Source organism: Pontiella sulfatireligans (assembly GCF_900890705.1).
Lineage (GTDB): Bacteria > Verrucomicrobiota > Kiritimatiellia > Kiritimatiellales > Pontiellaceae > Pontiella > Pontiella sulfatireligans.
Map to the genome: position 1 here is coordinate 2,196,087 of NZ_CAAHFH010000002.1, position 26,869 is coordinate 2,222,955.

Here is a 26,869-nt window from a genome sequence, read left to right on the forward strand (position 1 = left end):
TTGTAGTGTTGGCCATATGAGTCAACTTCAGAAGAAAAGGCAGGTATTATGAGCAAAAACAAACAAACCGTTGCCGTGCTGGGTGCGAGCCCCAAACCGCAGCGCTATTCCAACAAGGCCGTCAACCTCTTGCTGGAGCACGGGCATCACGTCATTCCGGTTCATCCCGCCATCGCCGAAATCGGTGGCTTGACGGTTGTCGCTTCGGTGGCTGAGATCGGCATGAAGGTCGATACGCTCACTCTCTATGTTTCCGAAACCCTTTCGAACCCGCTGATCGGCGATATCCTCGCCCTGAATCCAGGGCGGGTCATTTTCAACCCCGGCACCGAAAATCCAACGCTGAAAAGTGCGTTGGAACAGCAGGGCATATCCGCCGAGGAAGCCTGCACCCTGGTGCTGCTGAACACCGGCCAGTTTTAACGGCAAAGCGTGGCGCTATAAAAACTGAAGTTCAATGGTCGACTCGGGGCCTTCTGCAAGGGAGTAGCGGCCGGCGGGGGTGACGCAGAAGCCGGCGCCGTCGAATTCGAGTACAATCTCCGCGGCGACACTGTTGGCTTCGTCGGGGTGGCACTCGGTGTTGGTGAAGAGGTTTAGCTGTACGGGGTCATCGGTGAACTGCAGCAGGAAGGCGCATTCCTGCACAAAGACCAGATCGTCGTAGGCGTAGGTGACTTCGAGGCCGAGATCGGCCAGCAACGCAGTGATTTTCCCGAGGGGTTTGATGATTTGTGTATTCATGACTTTTTCCTAGTAGAAATTTTTTGGAAACGAAGGTACTGCGATCGCGAGGAAAAGGCCTGAGAGAACGCAGGGTTCATCCTCAACCTAAGCACATTCGTAACAGGGTATTTTCAGATCCGCTACGTAGTCTTCGATTTTAAATGAACATTCAGCAATGTCATATACGTCATCATTGCTTTGGTTGAACCGCACCTTGTTGCCAATAAATTCGATTTTTAACGGCACAGCCATTTTCACTGAATCCGAGCATAAGCTCGCTGTTTCTGTGGGCTGATAGGTTTTTTCTGTGTCGGAATCTATCGTCACCGTCACTTTGCTCGACGTGGTGTACAGCGAGGAAACATTTCCGGCCGGATCAAAGTTGAGCGAATTGATATCTCCGGAAACGCCATCGGGATCATTGTCGAAGGCCTCCACTGTTCCGATCGCCGTTTCAACGGCGGTTGGAATCAATGGTTCCAGGCTTTTGACGCTGCCCTCATCGTGGAAGGAAATTCCGGTTCTGGTTTCAATCATTCCGGCCGGCGTATTTGCGGAAATAATTTCTCCAGGCCAAAGTGTGATGCTTCGGATAATTCCTGATTTGTAAAACCCGAGGCTGATTGCTTTTGCGGTTATGGTTCCGGAGGGGAGTGCCAAATTCAGATCTTTGGCAAGCGCGAATTCATTTTCTTCCGTCCAGTAACCGCTCAGTTTACCTGTGATAGGGAACAGTTTTTTCAGGGTTCCGTCATTATAGAACAGCAGCATTTCCGAGGCGATGGTGCCGTATTTGGTTTCGATGTCCTGCTCATTCTGCAACGGCACTTTCCGCACGGTTCCATTGGAGTGGAAGAGGATATATTTATGTTCCTTTCTTCCCAGATCTTCCACTTCATATTGGGGAATCAGGGTTCCGTAGGGCGTCTCGAATTCAGTGTAGCCTGTGAGCAGAATCGAGGCCGGCAGATCGGAGCTATGCATCTTGATATTTAGATAATCCGTTAGACCGCCGTACTTCGTGTTTACTTCCTTCATGTTTCGTACTCCTGTTGTGTATTGCATCGTATTACGTACTGCGTATTTCCGTCTTTAAACGGAGCCGGCTGGAAGCCGGCGGTACGTAAAAGATTGGAACCGGAGCGCGTGGTGCAGACAGAGAGGAGGAGAGAGAATTCCTGTTTGAAGCAATAGTATCCACGCACTCCGGTTCCAAAGGGTTTTCGTTCCCGCCTCCGGAACAGGCGGGAACGAAGTTTGGAGTTTTACATTACGAGTTCCACATTAATGTCGGAACAGTCACGATCCTGACGGTCCATGATGGCACCCATTATGTGTTTTTCAATGGCGAGCCCGATTATGTTGTAAAGAATTTCGGCGGTGAAGACGGCCGGTCGTTTCATGCCGCCACGGGCTGTTTTAAGATATTTATCGCCTTCCCGAAAAAAGCCTTGGTAGTCAGTCACGGTATCGCATTTTGCGAGCATCTCATTCTCCCTTTATCTGAGGTTCATGTTTAAAATTTATGGGCGTACCGGCCGGGTGGTGAGGAACCATTTAAACCGCCCGGCCGGTACACGTGCATTCGGTCAGGTCCACCAGATTCCCCGCTTGCGCGGATTTCCGAACGATTCAAAAGAGTCGCCTGATTCACGCAGGACATCATCGAACTCCTCTAGCGTGTAGTTGTATCCTTCCCGGTTGGCTTCGGCCACAAAGGCTTCTTTGGGTTCAAGCTGGTCATAGCGAGCACGCAGCTTTTTGTCTTCCCCTCCGGCAATCAAAAAACGTTCTGCTTCTTTCTTGGCCATGGTATCTCCTTTTCGGTTTTTGGGAACCGGGCATGTGAAATGACGGAGCCCGGATCCCTGATATTTTACATTACCAGTTCGACTTTTGTATCGTCGGCATCGCGGTCCTGACGGTCCATGATGGCCCCCAACATCAGTTCGAGCAGGCGGATGCCGCCGGTGTAGCCCACGGTCGGGAAGTAGCTATGTCCGATACGGTCAAGAATCGGAAAGCCGTAGCGTACGAACGGAATGTCTTCATCGCGGGCGATGTATTTTCCGTAGGTATTGCCCAACAACAGGTCGACCGGCTCGTTCTTGATCCACTGATGCAACAGGAACATATCGGCCTGCGCACCATTCTGGACCTGAACATTCGGTGCTTTTTCAGCACACAGTTCCTGGATCTTTTTGGTGAACTTTTTGCCGGGCGTTCCGGAGATCACATGCGTCGGGATCATGTCGAGGTCGAGCAGGAATTCCACCATCGGAATGAGCTGATCGGGGTCGCCGAAGATCGCCACTTTCTTACCGTGCAGATACTGAGTCATATCGGCAATAACATCGACCAATCGGCCGCGTTCAGCAACGAAGGCCGCCGGAACGGTAACCCTGGCGGCTTCACTGAGTGCCGTGATGAAACGGTCTGATGCGGAGAGGCCCACTGGAATGTCGAGCACTTCGTACGGCACCTTAAAGCTGCTGTCGAGCAGTTTAGCAGCATCTTCAGAAGCAAACGCACCGCACGCCAGCGTCTTGATGCTGTCGCCGGAGGAGGCAATGTCTTCAACCGTTGCGCCGCCGTCGGGATACATTTTATATTCACCGGTCTGCGGAGAATCGACCACGTCGGAGGTATCGGGATACAGTACGATCTTGGCACCCATATCCTTGGCGATACGTTTGATTTCGCGCATGTCGGAAGGCTCAACCCAGCCCGGCAGAATGTTAACCTGATCCTTGGCGACACCGGTGTGTTCCACCAGACCTTTAACGATTCCGGTGCACATGTTGGAAAATCCAGTAACGTGCGATCCGATATAACTTGGCGTGTTGCAGTAGATCACCTTTTTACCTGCGGGTACCTTTCCATCTTCAATGGCTTTGGAGCAGATCTGATTGAGGTCGTCTCCAATGGTTTCCGACAGGCAGGTGGTGTGAACGGCCACGAGATCCGGATTGTAGATCGTGAACATATTGGTCAGGGCCTGCATCAGGTTGGCCTGTCCGCCAAAGACCGAGGAGCCTTCTGTGAAGGCACTGGTTCCAGCCATGATTGGATCTTTATAGTGACGCGTAAGAACACTGCGGTGATAGGAGCAACAGCCCTGTGAGCCGTGTGAGTGTGGCAGGCATCCGTGGACGCCCAAGGCCGCATACATGGCACCGACTGGCTGGCAGGTTTTCGCCGGGTTGATGGTTAACGCTTTGCGTTCCTTAACTTCTTTGGGTGTGTGTCTTAGTAACATGGTTTTCTCCGGTTATATGGGTTCAAGAGAGGAAGGGTTGCAGAGTTTAAGAGGGTGAACTTTTCAACGCTGCAACCCTTGAACCTTTAACTTTCCTTTAGGCGACATATTCCGCACAGATGCAGGGATCCGATGCGCCCGTTTCCAGCCACGGGGCTTTCAGCTTTTTCCAGATGGAGGTGCTGAGCATGCGCTCGATATCTGTGTAGAAGTTTTTGGCTCCCTCGAAGCCGGCATACGGTCCGCCGTAGTCGTAGCTGTGAAGCTGCTTCAACGGAATACCCATTTTCTGGACGACATATTTTTCCTTAATGCCGGCGCAGAAGATGTCGGGTTTATAATACTCGATCAGCTTGTCCGCTTCCCAATGGCTGATGTCGTCCACGATCAGGGATTGGTCGGCCATATCGTTTTTCATCCCTTTGTATTCGCTGAATTCAAGGCCGTTCTTTTCGAGGTCTTCCAGCTCAACTTTTGTTTTGCGCGGGTTGTAGAGTTCCGGATCGGCTTCGATCTTGAGCTCTTCAATGTTGCGGCTGTCGGCATCGACTTTAATGGTCGGCAGAACTTTACGGCCTTCATAGTCATCGCGATGGGCAAACTCATATCCGGCGGAAACGGTCGTCATCCCCATTTCTGCAAAGAGTTCCTGGTAGTGATGTGCACGGGAGCCTCCCACAAACATCATCGCCAGTTTTCCATCGGTCGTCTTGAGGACATCCTTGGCGGCCTGTTTGACGGACGGCAGCTCGGCGGTAATCACTTCTTCGATCCGGGCAATCAGTTCGGGATCTTCGTAGTATTCGCCGATCCGGCGCAGGCTCTTGGCCGTTGCATCGCCCCCGATAAAGTTGACCTTGAACCACGGAATACCATATTTGGTTTCCATCATTTCAGCCACATAGTTGATCGAGCGGTGACACATCACCAGATTCAGATCCGCCGTATGCGAACGTTCGAAACCTGTGACGTTCGAATTGCCCGAAAAGGTGCTGATGACGTTGATGCCGCAGAGTTCGAAGATTCGATCGAGCTCAAAAGCGTCTCCACCAATGTTATACTCGCCCAACAGGTTAATGTTGTATTTGCCTTCCGGCTGCGTGTTGTCGCGACCAATCACATGTTTGAAGAGCTGGTTGTTGGCAATGTGATGGCCCGCAGACTGGGAAACACCCTTATAGCCTTCGCAACTGAAGCCAAACACATTGCAGTCGCCGAACTTCTCTTTCATTTCACGGGATACCGCATGGACATCGTCCCCGATCAGACCAACCGGGCAGGTAGAGAAAACGCCGATCGCCTTCGGTTTGAAGATGTCATAGGCTTCCTGAATCGCCTGTTTCAGTTTCTTTTCACCGCCGAATACAATGTTGGAGTCCTGCATGTCGGTCGAGAAGCAGTAGTTGATGAAGTTTTCACCGTCAGGCCCCGCTTCACCGGGGTCGGTCTGGTTGCGGCGCGTCAGCCAGGCATAGAAGCTGCAGCCGATCGGTCCGTGAACCAGGTTGATGATGTCGCGTGTCGGACCGAGTACCACCCCTTTACAGCCGGCATAGCAGCAGCCGCGCTGGGTGATGATTCCCGGAATGGTGCGGACGTTGGACTGTACTTCCTGATCCATGCTTTTGTCGACGACGACCATTGATTTTGCACGTTTACGCGCAATTTTCGGGGGATATTTCGCAAGGATTTCCTCCTTGATGATGGAAGGATCCGGTAATTTTTTGTCTTCGCTCATGCTAAACCTCCTGAGGAGTCAAGTACGTCGCCACCACAAGGGCCTTCGACGGTTTCTCCAGTTCTGATGCGGGTTGCTTCCAATATCGGCAGGACAAATATTTTTCCATCGCCTGAACTGCCGGTTTGATTCGTGTTAATGATGGTATCGACGGTTTTTTCCACCCAGTCGTCGGACACCACAACGGTGATCAAACGCTTGGGGACGAGGCGCGGACCTTCGCCCAGCTGCTCGATCGCTTCCGGGGCGCCTTCTTCGGCGCCGTGCAGGATGCGGAAATCGACCAGGCCTTTTCCGCGGCCTTGGACCCGCCCGGTGGCGGTGAAGGAGCTGATGCCCGCTTCGTTCAACGCACGCTTGGTGTCGTTGATTTTGTTCATTCTAATGACAGCCATTACTTCTTTCATAACACACTCCGTGTGAGTTTTAAGTGTTTAGGTTTTAGGTGTTAAGAAGCGCTAGGCGTCTTTTACCCCGGAGCTGATGGTGTAGATTTCATCGACGGGCGAGATGAAGATCTTGCCGTCGCCGAAGTTTCCGGTTTCGCTGCTCTTAGCCGATGCAAGCACCGCCTTGATCACGAAATCTTTGTCTTCTACAGGAATAACCGTCATTAGCATTTCCTTCGGCAGCTCGTCGTAGGTCACTTCGCCGACCTTCAGGCCGCGTTGCTTGCCACGTCCGAAAACGGGAACCTTGGTGACGGCCGGGTAGCCGGCTTCGAGCAGGCATTTCATGACGGCATCCGCCTTTTCCGGACGAACGATGGATCGAATGAGTAGTTTAGACATGGTTTTCTCCTGGTAGTTTTTGTAGTGTTTGGTTCGTGGTGCCTAGTGCCCTGGCCCTAATTTTTCTTGCTTAAGCACCAAGGACTAGGAACTAAGAACCGGTAGCTTTGCTGCCTTATGCATCAAATCCGTATTTGACCATCAGCTCTTCGAGGTCTTCCATTTCGAGCGGTTTCGGAATCACGCGCATTTCGTTGTCGTTGATCTTTTTCGACAGGGCGCGATATTCGTCGGCCTGGCCGGATTCCGGTGCGAACTCGATGACGGTCTGACGATTAAGCTCGGCGTGCTGAACGATGTTGTCGCGCGGCACGAAGTGAATCATCTGCGTGCCGAGACGGTCCGCCAGTTCGGTGATCAGTTCGAGTTCGTTGTCGCATTTGCGGCTGTTGCAGATCAGGCCGCCCAGACGAACGCCGCCGGCATCCGCAAACTTCACGATACCCTTGCAGATGTTGTTGGCCGCATACATGGCCATCATTTCACCGGAAACCACAATGTAGATTTCTTCGGCCTTGCCTTCGCGGATCGGCATGGCGAATCCTCCGCAGACCACGTCGCCGAGTACGTCGTAGAAAACATAGTCGAGCTTCTGGTCGGGCTCGTAAGCACCCAGCTGTTCAAGCAGGTTGATGGAGGTAATGATTCCGCGTCCGGCGCAACCCACGCCCGGTTCCGGTCCACCGGATTCAACACAACGGGTGCCGCTGTAGCCATCCTTGATAACGTCATCGATTTCGACATCTTCGCCTTCTTCGCGCAGCGTATCGAGCACGGTTCCCTGAGCCATGCCGCCCAGCAGCAGGCGGGTCGAGTCGGCCTTCGGGTCGCAGCCGACCACCATCACCTTGTTGCCCGCTTCGGCCAGTCCGGCCACCGTGTTCTGCGTTGTCGTTGATTTTCCGATGCCGCCTTTTCCGTAGATTGCGATTTTTCTCATGGTGCTTCTCCTTGGTTGGTTAACTTGTTTCCAATTTCAATTCGGTTTCTTACTTCCCTAAATGTGACATCCCCTATTGCAACAGGTGTGCCATCGCGGATCGCGCAAGCGCTCCGCAGTTGCAAGCTGTTGGTTGATAGTTGATAGGAAGTTTTGTGCGGACGGATGCGTGTGGCGGGGGGAGGGGCGGCGCTTCGGAAATAAATGTCGGAACCGGCGGGCGCCCATGAGGTGCTGCTGTGTAACCCGCTATGAACGAGAAGGAAGCAGGAAAGTCCGACAATTATTTCCCCCCTAAAAACCGGGAAGACAAATATTTCCCGCATGGGAGGCGGATGGATTACGAACGGTGCAGCAGGCGCCGCAGATCCACCAGCTGGGTCTGTTTCCACGCATGCTTGCGGTAGAATTCCAGTGCGGGTGCGTTGCATCGGTCGGCCAGCAGCTGAAGCCGGGAGAGGCCCTGTTCGACGGCCCAGCGTTCCGCTTCGGCAAGCATCGCCGAGCCGATGCCCCGGCCTCGGTATTTGGCCAGAACGACCACATCCTCAATCAGCCCGACCTCCCGGCCTTCCGCGGTGGAAACCAGTCGCTGGACGGTGCACATGCCGACGGCGGCGCCGTCTTGCTCGGCAACCAGCACCAGGGCATCCGGGCGGTTGAGCAGCAGGTGCAGTCCCACGACCTGCTTCATCGGGTTCGGCGCAAAGTCGGCCTCGAGCGAAAAGAGCTGCGACAACAGTTCGATCATCGCAGGCAGGTCGGAGGCGGATGCTTTGCGTAGTACGGTGTTCATTGGGCGGGGCGTTTGCGGCGGCGTTTTTTGAAGAGGGTTTCGTAGTCGATGCCGAGATTTTTGATCTTGTAGCGCACCATGCGCTCGGTAATTCCGAGTTCGCGCGCCGCGGAGCTGACGGTGCCCTTTTGGCGTTTGAGCGAGTCGACGATGAGGTCGCGTTCGAGCATGGCCACCCGAGCCTTGAGCGTATCCTTCGAGCTTCCCGTGGCGGCGATCGCCACCGGAGTCTGCAGGGTGGGCGGCAGGTCGTGGCCGTGGATGACGCCGTCCTGCTGGCCCATCAGTACGGCGTGCTCGATGGAGTTTTCCAGCTCGCGGACATTGCCGGGCCAGTGGTAGGCCATCAGCATGTTGATTGCGGGCGTGCTGATGCGCCGGATCTCGACGCGCATCTTTGCAGAATATTTCTTCATGAAGTGGTTGGCAAGCTGCAGGACGTCGTCGCGACGCGCCCGCAGCGGGGGAAGGTGGAGGGGAAAGACGTTGATGCGGTAGTAAAGGTCCTGCCGGAACTGGCCATCGATGATCGCCTTTTCCAGATCGGCGTTGGTGGCGGCAATGATGCGAATGTTGGCGCGGCGCTGTTCGTTGCTGCCCACGCGTTCGTAGGTCCGCTCCTGCAGCACGCGCAGCAGCTTCACTTGGATCGTCGGCGAAAAGTCGCCGATCTCGTCCAGAAAAAGCGTGCCGCCTTCTGCCTCCTGCACGCGGCCGATGCGCGCCTGAAGCGCGCCGGTGAAGGCACCCTTTTCGTGGCCGAATAGTTCGCTCTCGAGCAGGTTTTCGTTGAGGGCGGCGCAGTTGACCTTGACGAAGGGCTTCTTGGCGCGGCTGCTGTTGTAGTGAATGGCGGCCGCCACCAGCTCCTTGCCGGTGCCGGACTCGCCTCGGATCAAAACGGTGGTGTCGGTCGGGGCCACCTGGTGGATGCGCGTATAGACCTCGTCCATCAGGTGCGAGTTTCCGATCATGTTTTCCGGCCGGAATTTTTCCATCACTTCCGTGCGCAGCCGCAGGTTTTCGGATTCCAGCGCTTGGCGCTCCATGCGGGAGAGGCGCCGTGCGCTCACATCGTTGGCAATCATGGCGGCAACGATCGAGAGAAAGCGCAACAGTTCTTCGAGTGCCGGCATGCCTTTCGCCTTGCAGTCGACCGACAGCGTGCCGACGGAATTATTGTCGACGCTGATCGGAACGCAGATAAAGCTGAGCGGCTCATCTGAGCGGCTGTGAAGACGGCCCTTGAAGCGGGGCTCTTCGGCCACCAGCGGCACAATCCGCGCTTCGCCGGATTCGAGCACCTTGCCGGTTATGCCTTCGCCGCGGCGATAGGCCGCGCCTGTGTCCTGCTGCACTTTCTGGTCCTTAACCGCCTCGACCCGCAGCTCGCGCCCGTCAGCCGTCAGCAGCATAATCGTTCCTCGCTGGACACTCCGGCTTTGTTCGAGCAGGTCAATTACTTCGTGGAGAATCTCTTCCTGCTGAGACTTGGAAGCAAGCGTGCGGGCGATTTGGGCCAGCGTTTCGAGCTCCTTGATATGCCGGGCATCACAGACTTTTGGATCGTCAAACTTACAATTTGGCATTTGTTGGTCGTCATTTTGTTGGTCTTAATACAAATATGTCTAAAAAAACACGTCCGCGACATGTTTGGTAATATAACGCAATAAGCGTACCAAGATGTAGGATCTGGATGGAAAGACATGATCAGTGAGCTCTCTGTGTCACGATTCACGCTCATTCATAATAGAGGTTCTTCAGCTGGCGCGGCGTGACGGGCTTTTTTGTTTTCAAGGCGTGCTGTTTGATGCGGTTCAGCAGCCAGCCGAGTGGCTCGGCACCGGGGCGGATTTCAAGCTGTCCGAGCGCGTGGCGCACGGCGGCCTCGCCGGAATGAAGGCCGATCACGATTTGAGTGTCATCGGTCCGGCCGATCTCGGAGGCGGAAAAGGGCTCGTAGGCGGCGCGGTGATTGAGCACGGCGTGGACGTGGATGCCCGACTCGTGGCTGAAAACGTTTTTGCCAATGATTGGGAAGCAGCGCGGCAGTTCCATTCCGACGGCCGGAAGCACGGCGTCGCAAAGAGGGCTCAGCTTTCGGGCGTCAATGCCTAGGCCGGGAACGGCCATCGCCACCTGCTCGAAGGCCGCGTTGCCGGCGCGCTCGCCGATGCCTGCCACGGTCACGTCCGCGGCCGCCGCGCCGCCTTCAAAGGCGGCGAGCGTATTAGCCGTCGCCATTCCAAGATCGTTGTGGGCATGGAAGGCGAGCTCCAATCCCGGCACCGCGTTTTCCAAGGCCTGGAAAAGTTCTTTGGTTTGGAACGGGTTCAACACCCCGACCGTGTCGGCGATTCGCAAGCGGTTCGCGCCAAGCTCATGCACGCGCCGGGCGAAGGCGGCCAGCAGGCGGCGGTCGGCCCGCGCGGCATCCTGCGCCCCGACGGAGACGAAGGAAAAGCGCTTCAGCGCTTCCGGCAAAACCTGCTCCAAGGTTTGGAACACCCATTCCTCGCTTTTTCCCAAGGCCTTGAAATGATGGCCGGAGATGGGAAACGACAAGTGGACCGCCTGCAATCCGGCCGCCTCCGCCGCGTCCAGATCCGCGAAGGCCGCGCGGCACCAGCCGGTAATGCGACAGGGCAGGTCGAGAGCGATGATTGCGGCAATGTCTTCCTGCTCGGTGCGCCCCATCATGGGAATGCCGGCTTCAATTTCGCCGACGCCGGTATCGGCAAGCGCGGCGGCGATCTGCCGCTTTTCCTCGCGCGTGAATACGGCGCCCGGCATCTGCTCGCCGTCGCGCAGGGTGGTGTCAATTAGATAGGGAGCATTCATGGTGGTTGGGGTCGTTTATCACGCGGCCGCGCAGCTGGTGGCCGATAATATGGTTGAGGTCTTTCTCTTGAATCAGCTCCGCCATTTCGTCGTGCTTTACGACGTCGGACAGGGTGCCATGCGAAACAATGTTTCCGCCCTTCATCAAGACCAGCTGGTCGCTCAAGTGGAGGAGCTCGGTCAGCTCGTGGCTGACCATCAGGGTTGGAATATCCAGCTCGCGGTGGATGCGGTCGAGAAACGGAAGGATGCGCGATTTGAGGAATGAATCGAGCGCGGAAAGCGGCTCGTCCATCAGCATGAGCCGCGGATAGGCGAGCAACGTGCGCGCAAGCGATACGCGTTGCTTTTCCCCGCCGGAGAGTTCGCGGACCGAGCGGTCAAGCAAGGGTTCGATCCGTAGCAGGTCCACCACCTGCGCCTCGGAGCAGGGCGGTTTGATGTTGCGTCGGCTTTTGCCTGCTATGAGGTTTTTCCGGACCGTCCAATGCGGGAAGAGGCGGGGCTCCTGGAATACCACCCCGATGCGGCGCTTGTGGGGCGGAACCCAGATGCGGCGGTCGCTGTCGAAGAGCGTTTCGCCGTCGAGCTCGATGCGCCCGATGCTGGGTTTGATCAACCCGGCGATGCACCGGAGCAGGGTGCTCTTGCCCGAACCCGAATGGCCGAAGACGCCTGTGGCGCTTTCTTCAATCAGCAACTTTGCATCGAGAACAAAGTCGCCCTGCCGGTGCAGTATGTCGATATCAAGCCGCATGGTTTTTGGCCGCCTTTCGCGTTAGGGTTTCCGAGATCGCCAGCGAGGCCATGCAGAGTACGAGCGAGAACAGCGTGAAGCGCATCGCCGCCTCTTCGCCGCCGGGCACCTGCAAGGCGGAGTAGATAGCCAACGGAAGTGTTTGCGTTGCGCCCTCGATGTTGCCGGCAAAGGTGATGGTTGCGCCGAACTCGCCCAAGCTGCGGGAAAAGGCGAGCAGAATGCCGCCGAGTATACCTGGCCAAGCCAGCGGGAGGGTGACGCGAAAGAAGGTCCAGAGCGGGGAGCGTCCGAGGGTCAGTGCTGTTTCTTCCAGCTTTTGATCCACCAGCGAAATCGCCAGCCGCACCGAGCGCACGGCCAGCGGCAGCGAAACAACGGCCGAGGCCAGCACGGCGCCCTGCCACGTAAATGCCAGACGAACGCCGAAGTGCCTGCCGATCCAACCGTTGGCGCCGAACGCCATCAGCAGCAGATAGCCCGTAACCACCGGAGGCACCACCAGCGGTGCGTGCACCAGGCTTTCTACGAGGATCTTACCGCGGAATTCACGCCGCGCCAAAAGCCATCCCAGCAGCACGGCCGGGATGGTGGTGAACAGGGCGACGCCCAGCGCCACTCGCAAGGACAGCAGAATGGCGGTCCACTCGGTTGGGGTCAGGTTAATCATTTAAAGCCGTATTTCGTTAAAATCTGCTTCGCGGTATTCGATTTAAGAAATGAAAGGAATGGTCCGGTGCCGCTGTTTGCCGAGCAGGAGGCGGCGGGGTAGACGATCGGACTGTGGCTCTCTTCCGGAAAGGTTCCAATCACGGAAACCTTGGCGGAAGCTTTGGCGTCAGTGGCATAGACAATGCCCGCCGCAACCTCGCCGCGCTCCACATAAAGAAGCGCCGTGCGAACATTGGAAGCCATCACCAGGTTGGGTCGGAGGCGCTGCATCCAGCCTAATGAACGCAACGCCTCTGCTGCATACAATCCGGCCGGTACACTCTTTAGATCACCTGTGGCAATCCGGCCCTGCACGTTTGCATCAAACGTCGCAAGGCTTCCTTTCGGTGCAATCATGACCAGCGTGTTTGAGGCGAGATTGAAACGGCTGGACTGTTCTATTAATTCGCGGCCCTCCAACCAGTCCATCCACTTTGCATTGGCCGAAACAAAGACGTCTGCCGGAGCGCCGGCCTCGATCTGCCGTGCGAGCGTGCCCGACGAAGCAAAGTTAAAACGGATGCTTTCTCCGCCTTCCGCCTTGAAGGCGGTTGCGAGCTCATTAATCGCATCCGTGGTGCTTGACGCCGCAAAGACCAGCAGGTGGTCGGCCTTTACAGCGATGACCATTGCCATGAGCAGCAGAAGCAGAATGCTATTCGATTTCAAGTTCACTGGTATCCTCGCCGTCTTCGATGGCATCGAGAATGGCATCCAATTTTTCTTCGGTCACTTCGCCGAACCATTTGGCTTGTGGATAAAGCACCATGACTGGCCCTTGGGTGCAGACCTTCAGACAGCCCGTACTCGAAACCGCTCCGTCCATTCCGCGGTCAAGAATTTCGCCTTCTAAATACATGAGAAGGTCGGTCGCCCCCTTCTTGTTACAAACGCCTTTCGCGTCTCCGCCGACGCGGTAGCTGTTACAGATGAAAAAGTGATATTCCGGTTTTACAATAATTGGCATGGTTGTTATCCCCTGTGTTGTTGGTTGGTATTAAGAGTTGAGTTTTAGTTTTTAAGTTCTCTATTTCGTATTGCGTATTGACTGCTCTTTCGGACTGTCGGTTCCATCATACGCAATACGCAATACGCAATACGCAATACGCAATACGCAATACGCAATACGCAATACGTAATAAGTTTTCTACCCACACCCCCCGCCGTCGCCAGCGCATTTTTCGCCGCACTTGGTGGGGCGGAGGGGCGCGCGGATCTCTTCGCCGGCGTATATGCATTCGAGCGCTTCTTCGATCAGGCCTTCCATCACGATCACCTTGACGCCGGAGTCGCGCAGCACCTTGGTCGGCTTGGGGCCGATGCCGGAGACGAGGACGGCGCGGCAGTCTTTGAGCGTGGCGCCGACGGCTGTCCAGCGCTCATCGCCCCCGCCTTTCGAGGGCAGCGTGCGGATTTCCAGCGGCTGAATCAGGCCGTCGTTCTCTTTGTAGACATGGACGTTGGCGGCCTCGCCGAGGTGCTGGCTCACCAGTACGCCTTCGCGGGTGGCGACGGCGACATAGGGGCGCTCTTCGTCCGGATTGATCGGAGCGTTGGCGGCTTTCTCGATCAGGTTCAGTGTTTCCTGGGTGGTGCCTTCGGCCAGCAGCCCGCAGGCATCGGCGCGGCAGCGCTGGCAGTGGGTCATCTGCGGGAGGTGGCTTCCGGCCACGTCGCGCGCGGCATGGATCATGGCGGGGGTGGGCTCCTCGATGTCCTCGAACATCGTGCCCTCCACCGGACACATGGGGATAATGTTGTGCAGGTCGGCGCCTTCGGATTTTGCGAAGGCCGCCACCGTGCCAATATGCCCGTCGTTCACGCCGGGCACGAGAATGGTGTTGATCTTGAGCGTAATGCCGTGCGCCTTGATCGCCTTGATCGCCTGCATTTGGCGGCGCAGCAGGTGTTCGGCGGCTTCGAGCCCGCGCAGCGGCTTCTTGTCCTCCCGCACCCAGCTGTACATCTTGGCGCTGATCTCCGCGTCGATGGTGTTGAGCGTGATGGTGATGTGGCTGACCTTGAGTTCCGCGAGCTCGGCGATGTAGGGCGCGACGTTGAGGCCGTTGGTGGAGACGCACAGCAGCATGTCGGGGTGGCGCTTGCGGATGAGGCGCAGCGTTTCCATTGTGGCCTCCGGATTGGCAAAGGGATCGCCGGGGCCGGCAATGCCGACGACGGAGATTGGCTTGCCGCTGTCCACCAAGTCGTTGACGTAGTAGAGCGCCTGCCCGGGGGAGAGCACGTTGGAGGTGACGCCCGGGCGGCTTTCGTTCACGCAGTCGTATTTCCGGTTGCAGTAGCCGCACTGGATGTTGCACTTCGGGGCCACCGGCAGATGCACGCGGCCATATTTGCCTTTAACGTCGGGGTTGAAGCAGGGGTGTTTGGTGAAATCTAAAGCCATGGCTATTCTCCGTTCAGTTTTAAGTGTTAAGATGTTAAGTGGTTAAGTACGAAGGGATCGTGAGCTCTTAAAACTTAATCACTTAAAACCTAAAACTCTTCATATGTAGGTGTATCCGATGTCGTTTCCGTCCTGTTTCATTTCCATGAGCTTGTCGACGAGGGTGTCGAAGAGCCGCTGCGCGCCGCGGTATCCCAAGTGCAGGGTGCGGGAGCCGCTGACCCGATCGTGGATCGGGAATCCCACCCGCACCAGCGGGACGCTGGTTTTGCGGCTGACTGAAAAGCCTTTGCTGTTGCCGATCAGCAGATCGGGCTTCAAATGGTTGACGGCCACCTCGATTTCGGCAAAGTCGACGCCCTCGAGGATTTCCGTTTCCGGGTCGAGCTCCGGCGCGGCATCCCGGATGCAGGTCTTGAGTTTGCCGCTCTTGCCGCCGGAGGCGCACAGCACGGGTTTGAGTCCGATCTCAGCGCAGAAGGCCGTCAGGCCAACCACGAAATCCTCTTCGCCGAAGATGACCACTTTTTTGCCGAAGGCATATTTGTGGCCGTCGACGTAGGCGTCGATCAAGCGGCCGCGCTCGCCTGCGTGCTTGGCCGGCGTCGGGCGTCCGGTGATCTGCTCGAGCACCTTGTAGAACTTATCCGACTGGCGGATGCCGATGGGCAGGCCGACCCGGAAGACCGCGGTGGAAAACTTTTCGTCGAGCAGGGTGGCGGCCGACTGCTTGTCGGCGATGGTTGAAGCCAGCTCGATGATGGCCGAGGCGCGCCCAAGCTTGCTGATTTCGCTGACGGGGGTGCCGCCTTCCGGGATGCGGTGATACTCGCCCCAGACCGGGCCGTCGAGCGGATCGGAATAGTCGGGTACGATGGAAAACTGCATGCCAAAGTCGTCCATGATTTCGCGCAGGTGGCGCAGGTCGGCGGGGGAGATCATGCCGGGGAAGACGCCGATGAATTTTTCGTTGGGGCCGTCGACCGCCAGCTGGTCGACGATGGCGCGCACGGCCCACTGGTAGCCGTCGGCATGGCTGCCGGCGTAGCTGGGGGTCGAGGCGTGCAGCAGGTGCGGGATGGAAATGCTTCCCTCGTTCTCTTTGATGAAGTCCTTCACATACATGTGGACGTCGTCGCCGATGGTTTCGGCCAGGCAGGTGGTGGCAATGCCGATCACCTTGGGCTTGTAGCCCTCGATCACATGCTTGAGCCCTTCGTTGAGGTTGCCGCGCCCGCCGAAGACCACGCTCTCTTCGCCAAAGTTCGACGAGGCGATGTCCATCGGTTCGCGGAAGTGGCTGATCATGTAGCGGCGGATATAGGTGGCGCAGCCTTGCGAGCCGTGGAGGAAGGGGAGGCATCCTTCAATGCCGCGAAACGCCAGGCAGGCGCCGAGCGGGGCGCACAGCTTGCACGCATTGCGGGTGGCGGTGAAGTTCTTGCCCGTCAGCGGAGTGGCTTCCGGGGCCGGGCCGCAACCGCATTTGGCCTTGTCTTCCGTTGTGCAGATGTTGGCCGGGCTTTCGACCGGGGCACAGGTTTTTCCGCATTTGCAGCTCATTTCATCCTCCCAGTAACACGGTTTATTAAACACGAAGGTACAAAGGGCTCTAAGGAACCGCTTTGTGTAGTCTTGGTGTACTGGGGGTCTTTGTGTTTAATTTTCATGTTACTTCCTGTTTGCGCGGCGCAAACTGCCAGACGGGGCTCATGACCGATGAATGGACTTCCTTCGCAAAGTTCAACATGCCGATGAAGCCGGCGAGTGCTTCCTTGCGCTCGTGGTTGTGGTCGCAGAAGCCGACGCCGAGTTTGAAGGCGATGGGGCGTTCCTTGACGCCGCCGATGAACAGGTCGACGTTCTTTTCCTTCACATACTTGGCGAGCTCGAGCGGATTGGTGTCGTCGAGGATCACGGTGCCCGGATCGCAGAGCTCCATGAGCATCTTGTAATCTTCCACCGATCCCGTCTGGGAGCCGGCGATCACGACGTCCATTCCGATGGTCCGCAACGAGCGCACCAACGAAAAGACCTTGAAGGCGCCGCCGGTATACACCGCGGCCTTTTTCCCTTTCAGGTCTTTCCGGTAGGGCGCCAACTGGGGCACCAGTTGGGTTACTTCTTCCTGAATCACGCGTGCCGCCGCGTCATGCATTTCGTCGTCGTTAAAAAAGTCGGCCACGTCATAGAGCGCCTTCGACATGTCTTCGATGCCGAAGTAGGAGGCGCGCATCATGGGCGTGCCGTATTCATGCTCGAGCATCTTGGCCAGATTGCTGACCGAACCGGAGCACTGCACAATATTGAGCTGGGCGCGGCCCGCCTTGCGGATGTCTTCCACGCGGCCGTCGCCGGATACGGAGCAGACCACTTCCACGCCCATGCGTTCGTAGTAGTCTTTGATCACCCAGATTTCGCCGGCAATGTTGAAGTCGCCCAGAATGTTGATGGACTTCGGAACCTTTTCCTTCACGTCGTCGGTGCCGACGATTTTAAAGAGCGCGTCGCAGGCGGCCTTGTATCCTTCCTTCTTGGAGCCTTTGAAGCCTTCGGAGTCGACGGCGATGACCGGGATGTTTTTTTCGGCTTCCACCTTTTTGCAGATGGCCGTCACATCGTCGCCGATCACGCCGATGATGCAGGTGGTGTAGACAAAGGCGGCGTTGGGCTTGTATTCGTCGATGAGCTCGATGAGGGCGTGGTAGAGTTTGGTTTCGCCGCCGTAGATGACATCCTTTTCCTGCATATCGGTTGAAAAGCTCAGCCGGTGCAGCTCGGGGCCGGAGGAGAGCGAGCCGCGGATGTCCCAGGTGTAGGATGCGCAACCGATCGGGCCATGAACCACATGCAGGGCGTCGGCAATCGGGTAGAGCACCACCCTCGAGCCGCAGAAGCTGCACGAACGCTGGCTGACGGACCCGGCAAGGCTCTGCTTTTCGGCTTCCATCACAAATTCGCCGCCCTCGTGGATCTGGCGCTTGCGTTTTTCCAATAGATTGATGGTTTCGTTGGCCATGGTGTTGTTTCCAATAATTGGAACTCCCTATTGCATCAGGTGTGCCACCGCGCAGTGCGAAGCGTGGCGCGGAGTTTTAAGTGGTTATGTTTTAAGTGTTAAGAAAAGATGTGAGGCGGGAGGCGGGAGGAGCGAAGGGGAGGGGCTTTCGGAAATAATTGTCAGAGGGTTCCTGAGGCTCGAAGCGCCGCTTTTCCAACCCTTCTAAAAACAACGGGTTGTACGGAGTTTCGACATTTATTTCCACCGCTAGATGGGGAGGAAAAAAATGTATGCCCTAGGCAAAGAGTCCTTCGCGCTGAAGGCAGAATGCTCACACGAAGCCACGAAGAGCACGGAGCAGTAGTGTTGTAGCCGGGGGCGGCGACCGCGGAACGGCGCATCCAAAACACGTCCAGCCGAAAGGCGGGGTCGCCGCCCCCACCTACAGCAACGACGCTTTACGGGCTCGTGCTACAGGCCGTGTGCCCCACACGGCGTCGGATGGAATGCCGATGGCGCGGGCGGGAGGAACCAAGCCTACGAATGCCGTTTGCTCACACGAAGCCACGAAGAGCACGGAGTAGTATTGTTGTAGCCGGGGGCGGCGACCCCGGAACGGCGCATCCAACACGTCCAATCGAAAGGCGGGGTCGCCGCCCCCACCTACAGCCTGCAGGTGTAGCCGCGCTTCACCCGAAGGGAAAGCGTGCCGATCTGGGCTTGCGGTAAAATGCCGATTAATCATCAAGAGTTTTGCATTCTTCGGTCGGGCGGACTATGCATGCCTCTCATGCAAGGGCAGTGAATTTTCATCTGCCTAATCAACTGTTGGGTCAGGAAAAGAAACGATGAAAAAATGGCTCAGAGATATTAAACCATCTGAATGGCCAATCTTCATGTCTGTTTTGGTCCTTGGGATATTGATTTCCGTAGGCAGCGTTAAAAATGATTATTCCGCAGTTGGGAGCTACATGACTGGAGCTTTAAGAATGATACTTGAGCTCATACTTATTTATACATCACTAATTCGAAAATCCACAACAGCATTAATACTACTACTCGGACTATGGTTATCGTCCGTATTGCTTGGAGTTTATTTCTTCTTCAGCAGTAGAGCTGATTCCATAGTAAAGCAATACGGATTGGGACTGATGTCCATTGTGTATTTCGGTTTATGCTTATGGATAGTCCTCCTATATAAAAACAGAAAAAGACTCAACCAGCCATCTGAGGTTGTCCGTAAGCCGATAAACTGAGCTTCCATATGCTCGCTCAACCTACTGGCATCACGATTGCCAGCGGTCGAGGCGGCGGGTTTGGTCTTTGAAGGCGGCGGTGAAGGCGTGCGCTTTGGCGTGGACGAGTTCGGCACGGCCTTCTTCGCTGCGGGTGTAGATGAGGTCGGAGGGGCCGACGCAGCGCGCCCAGGAGCGGTAAAAGATTTCGGCCAGTTCTTTTTTCACCGCCAAGCGGGCGGGGACGGCGTGGTAGTCGTCGCGCGTGAACCCAAGGAATGTCCCTTCGCGTATGACCAGGTAGCGCGGGCTGTCGATGGGGCCGAGCAGCTGGGCTAAACCATCGGCAAAGAGGGACGATTCATAATAGGTGCCGCCGCTGAGGCTCAGGTAATAGCTTTTGTCCGTGGCTTGGACGGTTCGAATGCGCAAGCGCCGGTAGGGCGTTTCAATCATGCCGGCCTCGCACAGCGCCCGACAGAGCGCTTTTCCGATTTGCCGCAAAGAGCCGTCAACGGGCAAATACCGCAAGCCGATTCGCAATACGGCAAGGGTTGATCCAAGCCGGGTCAACAGCATCCAAGCGGTTCCGATTCCAACCGCCGCGAAGAGCAGGGACCATTTGTTGCGGGCAAATACGGCATTCCAGCTCAGCCAGCAGCTGATCGCACTCATTAGCCGGAAGAGCACATGGCCAAGGGTGTTCCAAAGGTGGTAGGCGCGGAGCCGGGGCAGGACTTCTGTTTCAACCGATGGGACGACGCGCGCCTTGCTGTCGCCCGAAAGCGCCGCCTTCCAACGTTCGGAAACTTTTGCAATGTCGCGATACCTGCGCACCATCTGGCGGTTGTTGGCGAAGCAGGCGTAGGGCTTGAGTTCCGTGAGCCCGATCTCCAGCCCCGAGGCCTGCATGCGCTTGAAGCCGCTTTCAATGCTTAGGCTGTTTTGGGAGAGGCCGACGAAGGTTTCGAAGCGCTGGGTGAGGTCATGAAAATCGCCCAGCCCGCTTTCGCCCCTCACATCGAGCGCCACCAGATGCCAAATGCTGCTGACCTTTTCTGGCTTCGACCGGTCAAGCCGAATGGCCCGTCCGCGCATTTGGTTGGTGAGCATGAAGGTGCCCACCGAGCTGGCGAGAATCAATGAGTTAACCACGGGGGCGTCCCAGCCTTCGCCGAGCAGCGCGCCGGTTCCGACCAGCGTTTTAATGTCGCCTCGGATCAGGAGCGCCGTAAAGGTGTTGGTCAACAGATTCAGCGGGCCGGACACCTTTACATAGCCCGGCATCCGCTCGAACGGCGCACAAACCACCTTTTGTCCCTCGGCCTGCTCCATCAAGCTTTCGACCAGCGTTTCGTGCACGATGCATAGCCGGCCCGTCAGCAACGCAATCGACTCGGCAATCGGTGATGTGCCGCACAGGCCTTGAAAGATGGGCCAGGCGCCGAGGGTGGAGGTTCCGAGCGAGCGGGCGGTGTTGAGCGCCTCGTCGCGGATAAAGTCGGTTAGCACCACCTGGCGCAATTCGTCGCCGCGCTGTTTGAGCTCCAGTTTGTGAATCGACATGCATGCATCGACTTTTCGCTCGCTTAGCGCCAGCGAACGCTCCAGCCGGCGCGAGCGCACAATTGACAGCTCGTTTTTGCGAAGCAGCTCCAGCGAGCGGAGCCGCTTTTTCAGCTCGGCATAATAGGCCGAGGCGGCCGCGTTCTGTTCCGGCTTGTTGGAAAACAGCAGGTGTTCGAGTAGCACCTGCCACCAGGTTCTGCTGAGTTCGGGAATCTCTTTAAAGGATACATCCAGCGCCGTGTACAGCTCTGGGGCGGCTTCGCCGGTTTTATGCTTCAAGAAAACCAGCAGCGCCATCGCCGCCTGCGGGTCGCTGTAGACGCTTGAGGTGTCCAGCTCCTCGTCGAGCCATGGATGTTCCAGCATGCAGGTGCAGAACGCCTCGTCGTCCACCAGATGCTCCAGCAGCCGCTTGACCTGGTCGTCATAGGTTTTAATCCGCTCTTTTTCGGTCGGGCTGACATCGACGGCCCAAATATAGTCCTGATGCGGGCACAGCGTCTTGGCCTTGATCAGCTCGGGCACGGATATCTCTTCATCAATCGGCCCGCAGAGCTCTTCGTAGCGCTTCCATTCGGGAGCCTTGGAATCGTAGGGGGGCGTTGCCGTGAGCGCGACGATCACCAGGTCGGGAATCGCTTCGCAGATCTGGTCGAGCACCTTCCACCATTCCGCCCGCAAGTGGTGCGCTTCGTCCAGAATGATGACCTGCACCTGATGCCGCTTAAAGGTTTCCACCACAAAGGCGGCATCCACGGTTTCCGCCTCTTCCTCGTCTTCTTCCTTGGGCTCGAGGTCCTCGTCGATGCGCGATTTTGAGTGCAGGGCCTGATAGGTGATGGACGTCAGCACCCGCGGGTCGTCGAGCCGGTTGCTGACCCAGTCGAGGCTCAGCGGATCGTCCGTTTCGCAAAAGTCGGTCAGGCGCTGCAGCCATTGGTCGCGGATGATGCGGGTTGGCGAGAGAATGACGGCGCGCTTTTGAAGCCGCCGGAACGCTTCTAGGCCCAGCACGGTTTTCCCCGCGCCCGGCGCGGCGACCACGTGCAGGCGCTGATCGCTCAGATGGTGCTCAATCGCATCCAGCACCCGTTTTTGATACGGCCGCCAATCGAAGCGGAATTTCAGTGCGGGGAAGGCCATCCCGTCCGGTTTAGATTTGGATCGATTAAGCATAGAAATGAACTATACGGATTGAATTCAAAAACAGCCAGAACGGGTTTCGGTGGCCAGTAAATTATAGATTCAGCGGATAGATGTTAGGAGGATAGCCACGAAGAGGCGCAAGATGCACAAAGACCAGATTCTTTATGGATGCGGCAGCTAAATATCGGGATTGTTTGCCACAAGAGAGCGCAAAGGTCCCAAGAGGGAGCCGTTTTTGCGATCTTGGTGTTGAAAATATTAGGTGTAATCATGTTCCGGCGGGCAGGGGACCGATAGAATGTTTGTTTTGTCCACAAATTGATTTACATGACGTTATGTGTGCGTTAACAAAGTGCATTGAGCCGATTTTAATAAAAGGAGACAAGACGAGATGAACATTTCACGAAGAAGCACCCTGTTTGTCGCCAGTGCAACTACGGCATGCTCATTGATTCCCGGCAAGGTGCTGGGCGCCAACGGAAAAGTGAACGTGGCCTGGATTGGCGTCGGGGGCCGGGGCAACCGGATCATCACCAACTTTGAAAAATCGGGCATTGCCAACTTTATCGCGTTTTGCGACGTCCAGCAGGACACCAAATATCTCCAGGAAGCGCAGACCCGTTTCCCGAATGCCAAAATCTTCCAGGACTGGCGGGTCATGTTGGATCAGATCGGCAACGAGATTGACGCCGTTGTGGTGCTGACGCCGGACCACAACCATTTTCCGATCACCATCTCGGCCATGGCGATGGGCAAGCATGTGTATACCGAAAAGCCGCTGGCGCGCACGTTCCAGGAAATTGAGCTGCTGATGGCGGCGGAACAAAAATATAAAGTGGTGACCCAGATGGGCAACCAAGGGCACACCTCCGATAACTTTAACCAGTTTAAGGCATGGCAGGAAGCGGGCATTATTAAGGACGTCACGCACGTGGACGCGTATATGAACAAGTGGCGTCGCTGGCATCCTTGGGGCGATGTGCCGGGCTATCCGACGGGCGAACCGATGCGGGCCCATCTGGACTGGGACATCTGGAAGGGCGTAACCCCGCTTGATGTTGAATACAGCGACAAGCTCCATCCCGGCAACTGGCGCGGCTGGCATCAGTACGGCACCGGCTGCTTCGGCGACTGGGGTGCGCATATTCTCGATACGATTCACGAGTTTCTGGAGCTGGGCCTGCCTTCCACGATCACTGCAAAAAAACGGGAGCTGCCGAACCCATATGTGTTCCCGCTGGCCTCCACCATCAATTTTGGTTTCCCGGAGCGCAACGGGATGCCGGCGATGGATATCGACTGGTATGACGGCGCGGAAAATCTTCCGCCGCTTCCGCCTGAGTTTGCAGGCAAAACGCTGAACAAGGATAAGCCCGGAAAGTTTATTTACAGCAAGGACTATGTCTTTCAGGGAGACAGCCATGGATCGCTTTTGCAGATTCTTCCCTATGAAAAAATGCGTGAACTGCTGGTGGCCGGCAAGCTTCCGAAAAACTTTGGGAAGAATCCGGATCATTATGAAAGCTTCCTGCGGGCCTGCCGTGGTGAAAACACCACCAACTCCAGATTCTCCGTTTCCGGACCTCTTTCGCAAATGCTGGCGCTCGGCTGCATGGCGCAGCGTTTGGGCGGCTCGCTCGAGTTTGACCGCGAAACCAAGCAGATCACTAATAACAAACTGGCCAACAGCCTGCTCAAGGACAACATCCGCAAGGGGTGGGAGCAGTATTACAAGCTGTAGGGGAACGTGCAGAACTGTTCCGGTTCATCGTTAATGGTTATTCGTTATTGGGATAAAGCAAGCGCACCAACTGAGATCGGGTTCTGTCAGCTGAACTCGGTGGGGCCGGCGTGGCTTTTCGTGGGCGGGGGAACATTTCGGCACAAGATGCTGGCCTAAATACGACCTAATCCTTACTTGACGGAGTTCACTTATATGTTAACTTCGATGCCGTGATGAAAATCATATTTTACAGGACAGGTTCGGGAAAATGACCGGTACAGGAGCATTTAGATCGGCTGTCTGACAAACAGGTAACGAAAATTGCCTGGGTCTTGAAGCTGGTTCGGGAAATAAATCCCGTACCTACGAACTACTTCAAGAAACTCGTCAATACGGACGATATCTGGGAAGTGAGAGTAGATGTAGGCAGCGATACATTTCGCCTACTGGGTTTTATGCAAGGCCGCGAACTGGTGATCTTGACCAACTCGTTCCAGAAGAAAACCCAAAAGACGCCGCCCCGGGAAATCAAGTTGGCAGAACGCCGGAAAAAGGATTATTTGAGCAGGAGCTGAACCATGGACGATCTAGATAAATATATTGAGAAGCGTAAAAAGGATAAGCCCAAGTTTGCCAAGGACTTCGACAAAGGTTACGAGCAGTTCAAAATTGGCGCCTTGCTGAAGCAGGCCCGTCTGGATGCAGGCCTCACTCAGGAACAGGTGGCCGAAAAACTTTGCACGAAAAAATCCGCGATCTCCCGCATAGAGAACCATGCGGAAGACATCCGGCTATCCACGCTTGAAAACTTTGCTGAAGCCGTCGGAAAAAACCTGCGCCTGGAAGTTGCATAAGGAAAATACGAGCACCTTGCTTCATACTCCTCTCTCTATCATAGCCGGGATCTAAAGATTAATAGCTCCGCCACACCTTTAAAAAGCAATTATGTTCAACGAAAGCCCAGCCTCTCGGGTTTTCGTACCACCGCTTTGCGGACATTGTTGCGGCGCATCGGATTCAGCAATAGGTTGGCCGTGTGGGTCGTGCTGGCGGTGGCCGGCATGGCTGGGGCTGACCCGCTGGGCACGGTTTACAGCATCCGCAGCCTTGCGCCGGAAGAAGCGGAACAGGCGCTTCCGGTGCTGCTGGAGGGGCAGGTGCTGCAGGTGACGCCGCCGAAAAACGGATTTTTCCTGCACGACGGAAACAAGGGCATTTATGTCCGCAGTCCGGTGTCCAAGCCAAAGCACGCCCAGCTGCATTCCGGCGAAATGGTGCGGGTGCGCGGCAAGACTTCTCCGGGCTGGTTTTCGCCGGCGGTTGTGGCGGAAGAAGTGGAGGTCCTGGGCCGGCAGCCGCTGCCGGAAACCCGGCCGTTCAATGCGCACGAAATGTATTCCGCCACCATCGATTGCGACTGGGTCTCGGTCCGCGGGCGGCTGATCTCGGTAAAGACGTTTGCCTCCGGCCCGAAAAACAGCAACAGCATTATGCTGGAGTTGGAGTTCAACGATTCCGTTCTGGATGTGCAGGCGCCCTATTCGAAAGCCTCGGCGGAAAAGCTGGCCGGCTTAATCTTTCAGCGGGTCAGGTTCGATGCCGTTGCCGGAACCCGCTACAACAACGAGCGCCAGATTATCGGCCGCATATTTTATGTGAATTCCGCCGACGATTTTGAAGTGATTGACGACTACGAACCGCCCGGCGGCGTTAAATCGCGGCCGATTAACGAGTTGATGCGGGACGGCGTGAACCACCGGCTTCCTGTTGGAACGTACGGCGTTGTTACCCGCGCCGTTGGCCGGGATCTTTTTCTGCGGGGGGAAAAGGCCTGTCTGAAAGCCACGTTGCCGGCGGCTTCCGAGGTGCAGGTCGGCGACTTTGTTGCGCTGGAAGGTTTTGCCCGGCCCCGACCAATCAGCCCGGCCTTTCTCGCGCGGTCGGTCAACGTGCTGGAGCACAAGGCTCCGCCGGCGCCGGTAACGCTGGAGCTGAACGAGGCGTTGAAGGCCCAGTGGCAGCTCAAGCCGGACAGCAGCCTCGATCAGGAGCTGGTCAGCATTGATGTCCAGTTGGTGGATGTGGGGAAAACATTTGGAGTGTCGTCCGGGCAAGACGAAAGTCCGAAGGAGCGCATCCTGCTTTGCCGGCAGGGCAGCTCCCTGCTCGAGGCAAAGCTCCCGGCCGATGCCGTGCTCGACGAACGGCTGGCTCCGGGTGCCATCTTGCGGCTAACCGGAATCTGCAACCTGATCCGGAGCGAGGAGATGCGCTGGCGACTCTATATCGATGGGTTCTGGATCCAGCTCCGCGATGCAAACGATGTGATGATTCTGGCGCCGGCCCCGTGGTGGACCGCCACGCGGCTGCTTTGGCTGCTGGGCATCGGGCTGGGCGTGCTGGCCCTTTCCTTGATTTGGGTGGCCGCGCTGCGCAAGACGGTTGATAAACAGACGGGCATTATTGGCAAGCAGATTGAACGCGAAACCATTCTGGATGAACGCCAGCGCATCGCTCGCGAGCTGCACGACAATCTGGAGCAGGGGCTGGCGGGCATGGCCATCCAGCTGCGCGGCGCGCTCCGGCTGCTGGAGCTTAATATGGAAAAGCGGCTGGAATCGATCCGCTCTTCGGTCCGGCTGCTGAAAGAAAACAAGGCTTCCGAGCTGGAGCAGCATCTGGAAAAAGCGGGGAGCGAAGTGGTGAAAGACGCCGCGCGAAACCGGAAGGCGATCGATGTGGTTCGGAGCATGTTGGCGTATTGCAGCGAGGAGTCGCGCTCGTCCATTCTCGATCTGCGCGGGGGCGTGCTGGAGCGCATGGATCTTTCCGCGGCGCTGCAGGAAACATTGGAGCCTCTGGCTCGGGAATGCGGCGCCCGGCTGGATTTTTTGGTGAAAGGCGAGCCCCGCCGTTTGAAGCAGGTGGCCGAGCGGAACCTGCTGCTGATTGCCAAGGAGGCGGCCTCGAACGCGGCGCGCCATGCCAAGCCCGGGCGGATCGGCGTTGAGCTGGCCTATTCCGGAAGCGGCCTTGCGTTGCGCATCGAGGACGATGGATGCGGCTTCAGCGTGGATGGCGTTCCCAAGGTAGGCCGGTTCGGCTTGCAGGGCATGCATGAGCGGATCAATCATTTAGAGGGCACGATTCAGGTTAAGAGCAGGTTGGGCGAGGGGACCTCCATCCAGGTGGAAATTGCCTCAGTCCAAAAATGGGAGATGGAATAGCC

General features: G+C 56.6%; 26 protein-coding genes. 6 read left to right on the top strand and 20 right to left on the bottom strand.

Annotated features, from left to right (window positions below):
• Positions 1-48 precede the first annotated feature (48 nt).
• A complete protein-coding gene (locus SCARR_RS21995) occupies positions 49-423 on the top strand; it encodes a CoA-binding protein (protein WP_136063792.1) in 375 nt (124 codons plus the stop codon).
• Positions 424-438: 15 nt separating this feature from the next.
• Here SCARR_RS21995 and SCARR_RS22000 read toward each other — a convergent pair whose 3' ends face one another.
• The 19 genes from SCARR_RS22000 to nifE form a co-directional block, all read right to left on the bottom strand.
• A complete protein-coding gene (locus SCARR_RS22000; RefSeq protein WP_136063793.1) occupies positions 439-744 on the bottom strand; it encodes a hypothetical protein in 306 nt (101 codons plus the stop codon).
• A gap of 87 nt (positions 745-831) precedes the next feature.
• Positions 832-1,764, bottom strand: a complete 933-nt coding sequence (locus SCARR_RS22005; protein ID WP_136063794.1) for an immunoglobulin domain-containing family protein — start codon at positions 1,762-1,764, stop codon at positions 832-834.
• A 227-nt stretch (positions 1,765-1,991) separates the two neighbouring features.
• Positions 1,992-2,213, bottom strand: a complete 222-nt coding sequence (locus SCARR_RS22010; RefSeq protein ID WP_136063795.1) for a hypothetical protein — start codon at positions 2,211-2,213, stop codon at positions 1,992-1,994.
• 102 nt (positions 2,214-2,315) lie between these two features.
• Positions 2,316-2,537 carry a Nif11-like leader peptide family natural product precursor gene (locus tag SCARR_RS22015; protein WP_136063796.1) on the bottom strand — a complete coding sequence of 74 codons (222 nt, stop codon included), beginning with the start codon at positions 2,535-2,537 and terminating at the stop codon, positions 2,316-2,318.
• Positions 2,538-2,602: 65 nt separating this feature from the next.
• Positions 2,603-3,985 carry a nitrogenase molybdenum-iron protein subunit beta gene (gene nifK, locus SCARR_RS22020; RefSeq protein WP_136063797.1) on the bottom strand — a complete coding sequence of 461 codons (1,383 nt, stop codon included), beginning with the start codon at positions 3,983-3,985 and terminating at the stop codon, positions 2,603-2,605.
• Positions 3,986-4,082: 97 nt separating this feature from the next.
• On the bottom strand, positions 4,083-5,723 hold the full coding sequence (gene nifD / locus SCARR_RS22025; RefSeq protein WP_136063798.1) for a nitrogenase molybdenum-iron protein alpha chain: 1,641 nt from the start codon (positions 5,721-5,723) through the stop codon (positions 4,083-4,085).
• Positions 5,720-6,130, bottom strand: a complete 411-nt coding sequence (locus SCARR_RS22030) for a P-II family nitrogen regulator (RefSeq protein ID WP_136063799.1) — start codon at positions 6,128-6,130, stop codon at positions 5,720-5,722. Before SCARR_RS22030 ends, nifD begins: the two co-directional genes overlap by 4 nt.
• 51 nt (positions 6,131-6,181) lie before the next feature.
• Entirely contained in the window at positions 6,182-6,514 is a 333-nt protein-coding gene (locus SCARR_RS22035) for a P-II family nitrogen regulator (RefSeq protein ID WP_136063800.1), read from the bottom strand.
• 115 nt (positions 6,515-6,629) lie between these two features.
• Positions 6,630-7,454, bottom strand: coding sequence for a nitrogenase iron protein (gene nifH, locus SCARR_RS22040; RefSeq protein WP_136063801.1), 825 nt, complete (start codon positions 7,452-7,454; stop codon positions 6,630-6,632).
• Between the two features lie 340 nt (positions 7,455-7,794).
• Positions 7,795-8,250 carry a GNAT family N-acetyltransferase gene (locus tag SCARR_RS22045; protein WP_136063802.1) on the bottom strand — a complete coding sequence of 152 codons (456 nt, stop codon included), beginning with the start codon at positions 8,248-8,250 and terminating at the stop codon, positions 7,795-7,797.
• Positions 8,247-9,839, bottom strand: coding sequence for a sigma 54-interacting transcriptional regulator (locus SCARR_RS22050; RefSeq protein ID WP_136063803.1), 1,593 nt, complete (start codon positions 9,837-9,839; stop codon positions 8,247-8,249). Before SCARR_RS22050 ends, SCARR_RS22045 begins: the two co-directional genes overlap by 4 nt.
• Positions 9,840-9,990: 151 nt before the next feature.
• The gene (locus tag SCARR_RS22055) at positions 9,991-11,091 is read right to left on the bottom strand and encodes a homocitrate synthase/isopropylmalate synthase family protein (protein ID WP_136063804.1); all 1,101 of its coding nucleotides are present in this window, start codon (positions 11,089-11,091) and stop codon (positions 9,991-9,993) included.
• Positions 11,069-11,848, bottom strand: a complete 780-nt coding sequence (gene modC, locus SCARR_RS22060; RefSeq protein ID WP_136063805.1) for a molybdenum ABC transporter ATP-binding protein — start codon at positions 11,846-11,848, stop codon at positions 11,069-11,071. The genes SCARR_RS22055 and modC overlap by 23 nt, the downstream gene beginning before the upstream one ends.
• Positions 11,838-12,518, bottom strand: a complete 681-nt coding sequence (gene modB / locus SCARR_RS22065; protein ID WP_136063806.1) for a molybdate ABC transporter permease subunit — start codon at positions 12,516-12,518, stop codon at positions 11,838-11,840. Before modB ends, modC begins: the two co-directional genes overlap by 11 nt.
• Complete coding sequence (modA, locus tag SCARR_RS22070; RefSeq protein ID WP_187356385.1) at positions 12,515-13,228, bottom strand: molybdate ABC transporter substrate-binding protein; 714 nt, start codon at positions 13,226-13,228, stop codon at positions 12,515-12,517. The genes modB and modA overlap by 4 nt, the downstream gene beginning before the upstream one ends.
• A complete protein-coding gene (locus SCARR_RS22075; protein WP_136063807.1) occupies positions 13,215-13,526 on the bottom strand; it encodes a (2Fe-2S) ferredoxin domain-containing protein in 312 nt (103 codons plus the stop codon). Before SCARR_RS22075 ends, modA begins: the two co-directional genes overlap by 14 nt.
• Positions 13,527-13,706: 180 nt before the next feature.
• A complete protein-coding gene (locus tag SCARR_RS22080; RefSeq protein ID WP_136063808.1) occupies positions 13,707-14,966 on the bottom strand; it encodes a radical SAM protein in 1,260 nt (419 codons plus the stop codon).
• Positions 14,967-15,065: 99 nt separating this feature from the next.
• Positions 15,066-16,529 carry a nitrogenase component 1 gene (locus tag SCARR_RS22085; protein ID WP_136063809.1) on the bottom strand — a complete coding sequence of 488 codons (1,464 nt, stop codon included), beginning with the start codon at positions 16,527-16,529 and terminating at the stop codon, positions 15,066-15,068.
• A 103-nt stretch (positions 16,530-16,632) separates the two neighbouring features.
• Positions 16,633-17,985, bottom strand: a complete 1,353-nt coding sequence (nifE, locus tag SCARR_RS22090; RefSeq protein WP_136063810.1) for a nitrogenase iron-molybdenum cofactor biosynthesis protein NifE — start codon at positions 17,983-17,985, stop codon at positions 16,633-16,635.
• A gap of 830 nt (positions 17,986-18,815) precedes the next feature.
• On the opposite strand from nifE, the gene SCARR_RS22095 reads away from it, so the two are divergent.
• Entirely contained in the window at positions 18,816-19,223 is a 408-nt protein-coding gene (locus SCARR_RS22095; RefSeq protein WP_136063811.1) for a hypothetical protein, read from the top strand.
• A 30-nt stretch (positions 19,224-19,253) separates the two neighbouring features.
• Here SCARR_RS22095 and SCARR_RS22100 read toward each other — a convergent pair whose 3' ends face one another.
• Positions 19,254-21,947 (bottom strand): DEAD/DEAH box helicase family protein, encoded by a 2,694-nt coding sequence (locus tag SCARR_RS22100; protein WP_222846397.1) that lies wholly within the window; start codon positions 21,945-21,947, stop codon positions 19,254-19,256.
• Between the two features lie 361 nt (positions 21,948-22,308).
• Here SCARR_RS22100 and SCARR_RS22105 point away from each other — a divergent pair, with 361 nt between their 5' ends.
• The 4 genes from SCARR_RS22105 to SCARR_RS22120 all read left to right on the top strand — a co-directional run bounded on the left by SCARR_RS22105 (position 22,309) and on the right by SCARR_RS22120 (position 26,867).
• Complete coding sequence (locus SCARR_RS22105; RefSeq protein WP_136063812.1) at positions 22,309-23,658, top strand: Gfo/Idh/MocA family protein; 1,350 nt, start codon at positions 22,309-22,311, stop codon at positions 23,656-23,658.
• Between the two features lie 278 nt (positions 23,659-23,936).
• Positions 23,937-24,215, top strand: a complete 279-nt coding sequence (locus tag SCARR_RS29385) for a type II toxin-antitoxin system RelE/ParE family toxin (RefSeq protein WP_222846447.1) — start codon at positions 23,937-23,939, stop codon at positions 24,213-24,215.
• Between the two features lie 3 nt (positions 24,216-24,218).
• Positions 24,219-24,494, top strand: coding sequence for a helix-turn-helix domain-containing protein (locus SCARR_RS22115; protein WP_136063813.1), 276 nt, complete (start codon positions 24,219-24,221; stop codon positions 24,492-24,494).
• 147 nt (positions 24,495-24,641) lie between these two features.
• Positions 24,642-26,867 (top strand): sensor histidine kinase, encoded by a 2,226-nt coding sequence (locus SCARR_RS22120; RefSeq protein WP_136063814.1) that lies wholly within the window; start codon positions 24,642-24,644, stop codon positions 26,865-26,867.
• The last annotated feature ends 2 nt before the right edge of the window (positions 26,868-26,869 follow it).

What these genes read in the sequence shown, in the direction of transcription:
- SCARR_RS22095 (WP_136063811.1), top strand. Translation starts at nt 18,816, where the DNA reads ATGAAAAAATGGCTCAGAGATATTAAACCATCTGAATGGCCAATCTTC.
- modC (WP_136063805.1), bottom strand. Translation starts at nt 11,848, where the DNA reads ATGCGGCTTGATATCGACATACTGCACCGGCAGGGCGACTTTGTTCTC.
- SCARR_RS22005 (WP_136063794.1), bottom strand. Translation starts at nt 1,764, where the DNA reads ATGAAGGAAGTAAACACGAAGTACGGCGGTCTAACGGATTATCTAAAT.
- SCARR_RS21995 (WP_136063792.1), top strand. Translation starts at nt 49, where the DNA reads ATGAGCAAAAACAAACAAACCGTTGCCGTGCTGGGTGCGAGCCCCAAA.
- SCARR_RS22010 (WP_136063795.1), bottom strand. Translation starts at nt 2,213, where the DNA reads ATGCTCGCAAAATGCGATACCGTGACTGACTACCAAGGCTTTTTTCGG.
- SCARR_RS22085 (WP_136063809.1), bottom strand. Translation starts at nt 16,529, where the DNA reads ATGAGCTGCAAATGCGGAAAAACCTGTGCCCCGGTCGAAAGCCCGGCC.
- SCARR_RS22015 (WP_136063796.1), bottom strand. Translation starts at nt 2,537, where the DNA reads ATGGCCAAGAAAGAAGCAGAACGTTTTTTGATTGCCGGAGGGGAAGAC.
- modB (WP_136063806.1), bottom strand. Translation starts at nt 12,518, where the DNA reads ATGATTAACCTGACCCCAACCGAGTGGACCGCCATTCTGCTGTCCTTG.
- nifE (WP_136063810.1), bottom strand. Translation starts at nt 17,985, where the DNA reads ATGGCCAACGAAACCATCAATCTATTGGAAAAACGCAAGCGCCAGATC.
- SCARR_RS22055 (WP_136063804.1), bottom strand. Translation starts at nt 11,091, where the DNA reads ATGAATGCTCCCTATCTAATTGACACCACCCTGCGCGACGGCGAGCAG.
- SCARR_RS22105 (WP_136063812.1), top strand. Translation starts at nt 22,309, where the DNA reads ATGAACATTTCACGAAGAAGCACCCTGTTTGTCGCCAGTGCAACTACG.
- SCARR_RS22045 (WP_136063802.1), bottom strand. Translation starts at nt 8,250, where the DNA reads ATGAACACCGTACTACGCAAAGCATCCGCCTCCGACCTGCCTGCGATG.
- SCARR_RS22080 (WP_136063808.1), bottom strand. Translation starts at nt 14,966, where the DNA reads ATGGCTTTAGATTTCACCAAACACCCCTGCTTCAACCCCGACGTTAAA.
- SCARR_RS22115 (WP_136063813.1), top strand. Translation starts at nt 24,219, where the DNA reads ATGGACGATCTAGATAAATATATTGAGAAGCGTAAAAAGGATAAGCCC.
- SCARR_RS22075 (WP_136063807.1), bottom strand. Translation starts at nt 13,526, where the DNA reads ATGCCAATTATTGTAAAACCGGAATATCACTTTTTCATCTGTAACAGC.
- nifD (WP_136063798.1), bottom strand. Translation starts at nt 5,723, where the DNA reads ATGAGCGAAGACAAAAAATTACCGGATCCTTCCATCATCAAGGAGGAA.
- SCARR_RS22000 (WP_136063793.1), bottom strand. Translation starts at nt 744, where the DNA reads ATGAATACACAAATCATCAAACCCCTCGGGAAAATCACTGCGTTGCTG.
- SCARR_RS22100 (WP_222846397.1), bottom strand. Translation starts at nt 21,947, where the DNA reads ATGCTTAATCGATCCAAATCTAAACCGGACGGGATGGCCTTCCCCGCA.
- SCARR_RS22030 (WP_136063799.1), bottom strand. Translation starts at nt 6,130, where the DNA reads ATGAAAGAAGTAATGGCTGTCATTAGAATGAACAAAATCAACGACACC.
- SCARR_RS22035 (WP_136063800.1), bottom strand. Translation starts at nt 6,514, where the DNA reads ATGTCTAAACTACTCATTCGATCCATCGTTCGTCCGGAAAAGGCGGAT.
- nifK (WP_136063797.1), bottom strand. Translation starts at nt 3,985, where the DNA reads ATGTTACTAAGACACACACCCAAAGAAGTTAAGGAACGCAAAGCGTTA.
- nifH (WP_136063801.1), bottom strand. Translation starts at nt 7,454, where the DNA reads ATGAGAAAAATCGCAATCTACGGAAAAGGCGGCATCGGAAAATCAACG.
- SCARR_RS22050 (WP_136063803.1), bottom strand. Translation starts at nt 9,839, where the DNA reads ATGCCAAATTGTAAGTTTGACGATCCAAAAGTCTGTGATGCCCGGCAT.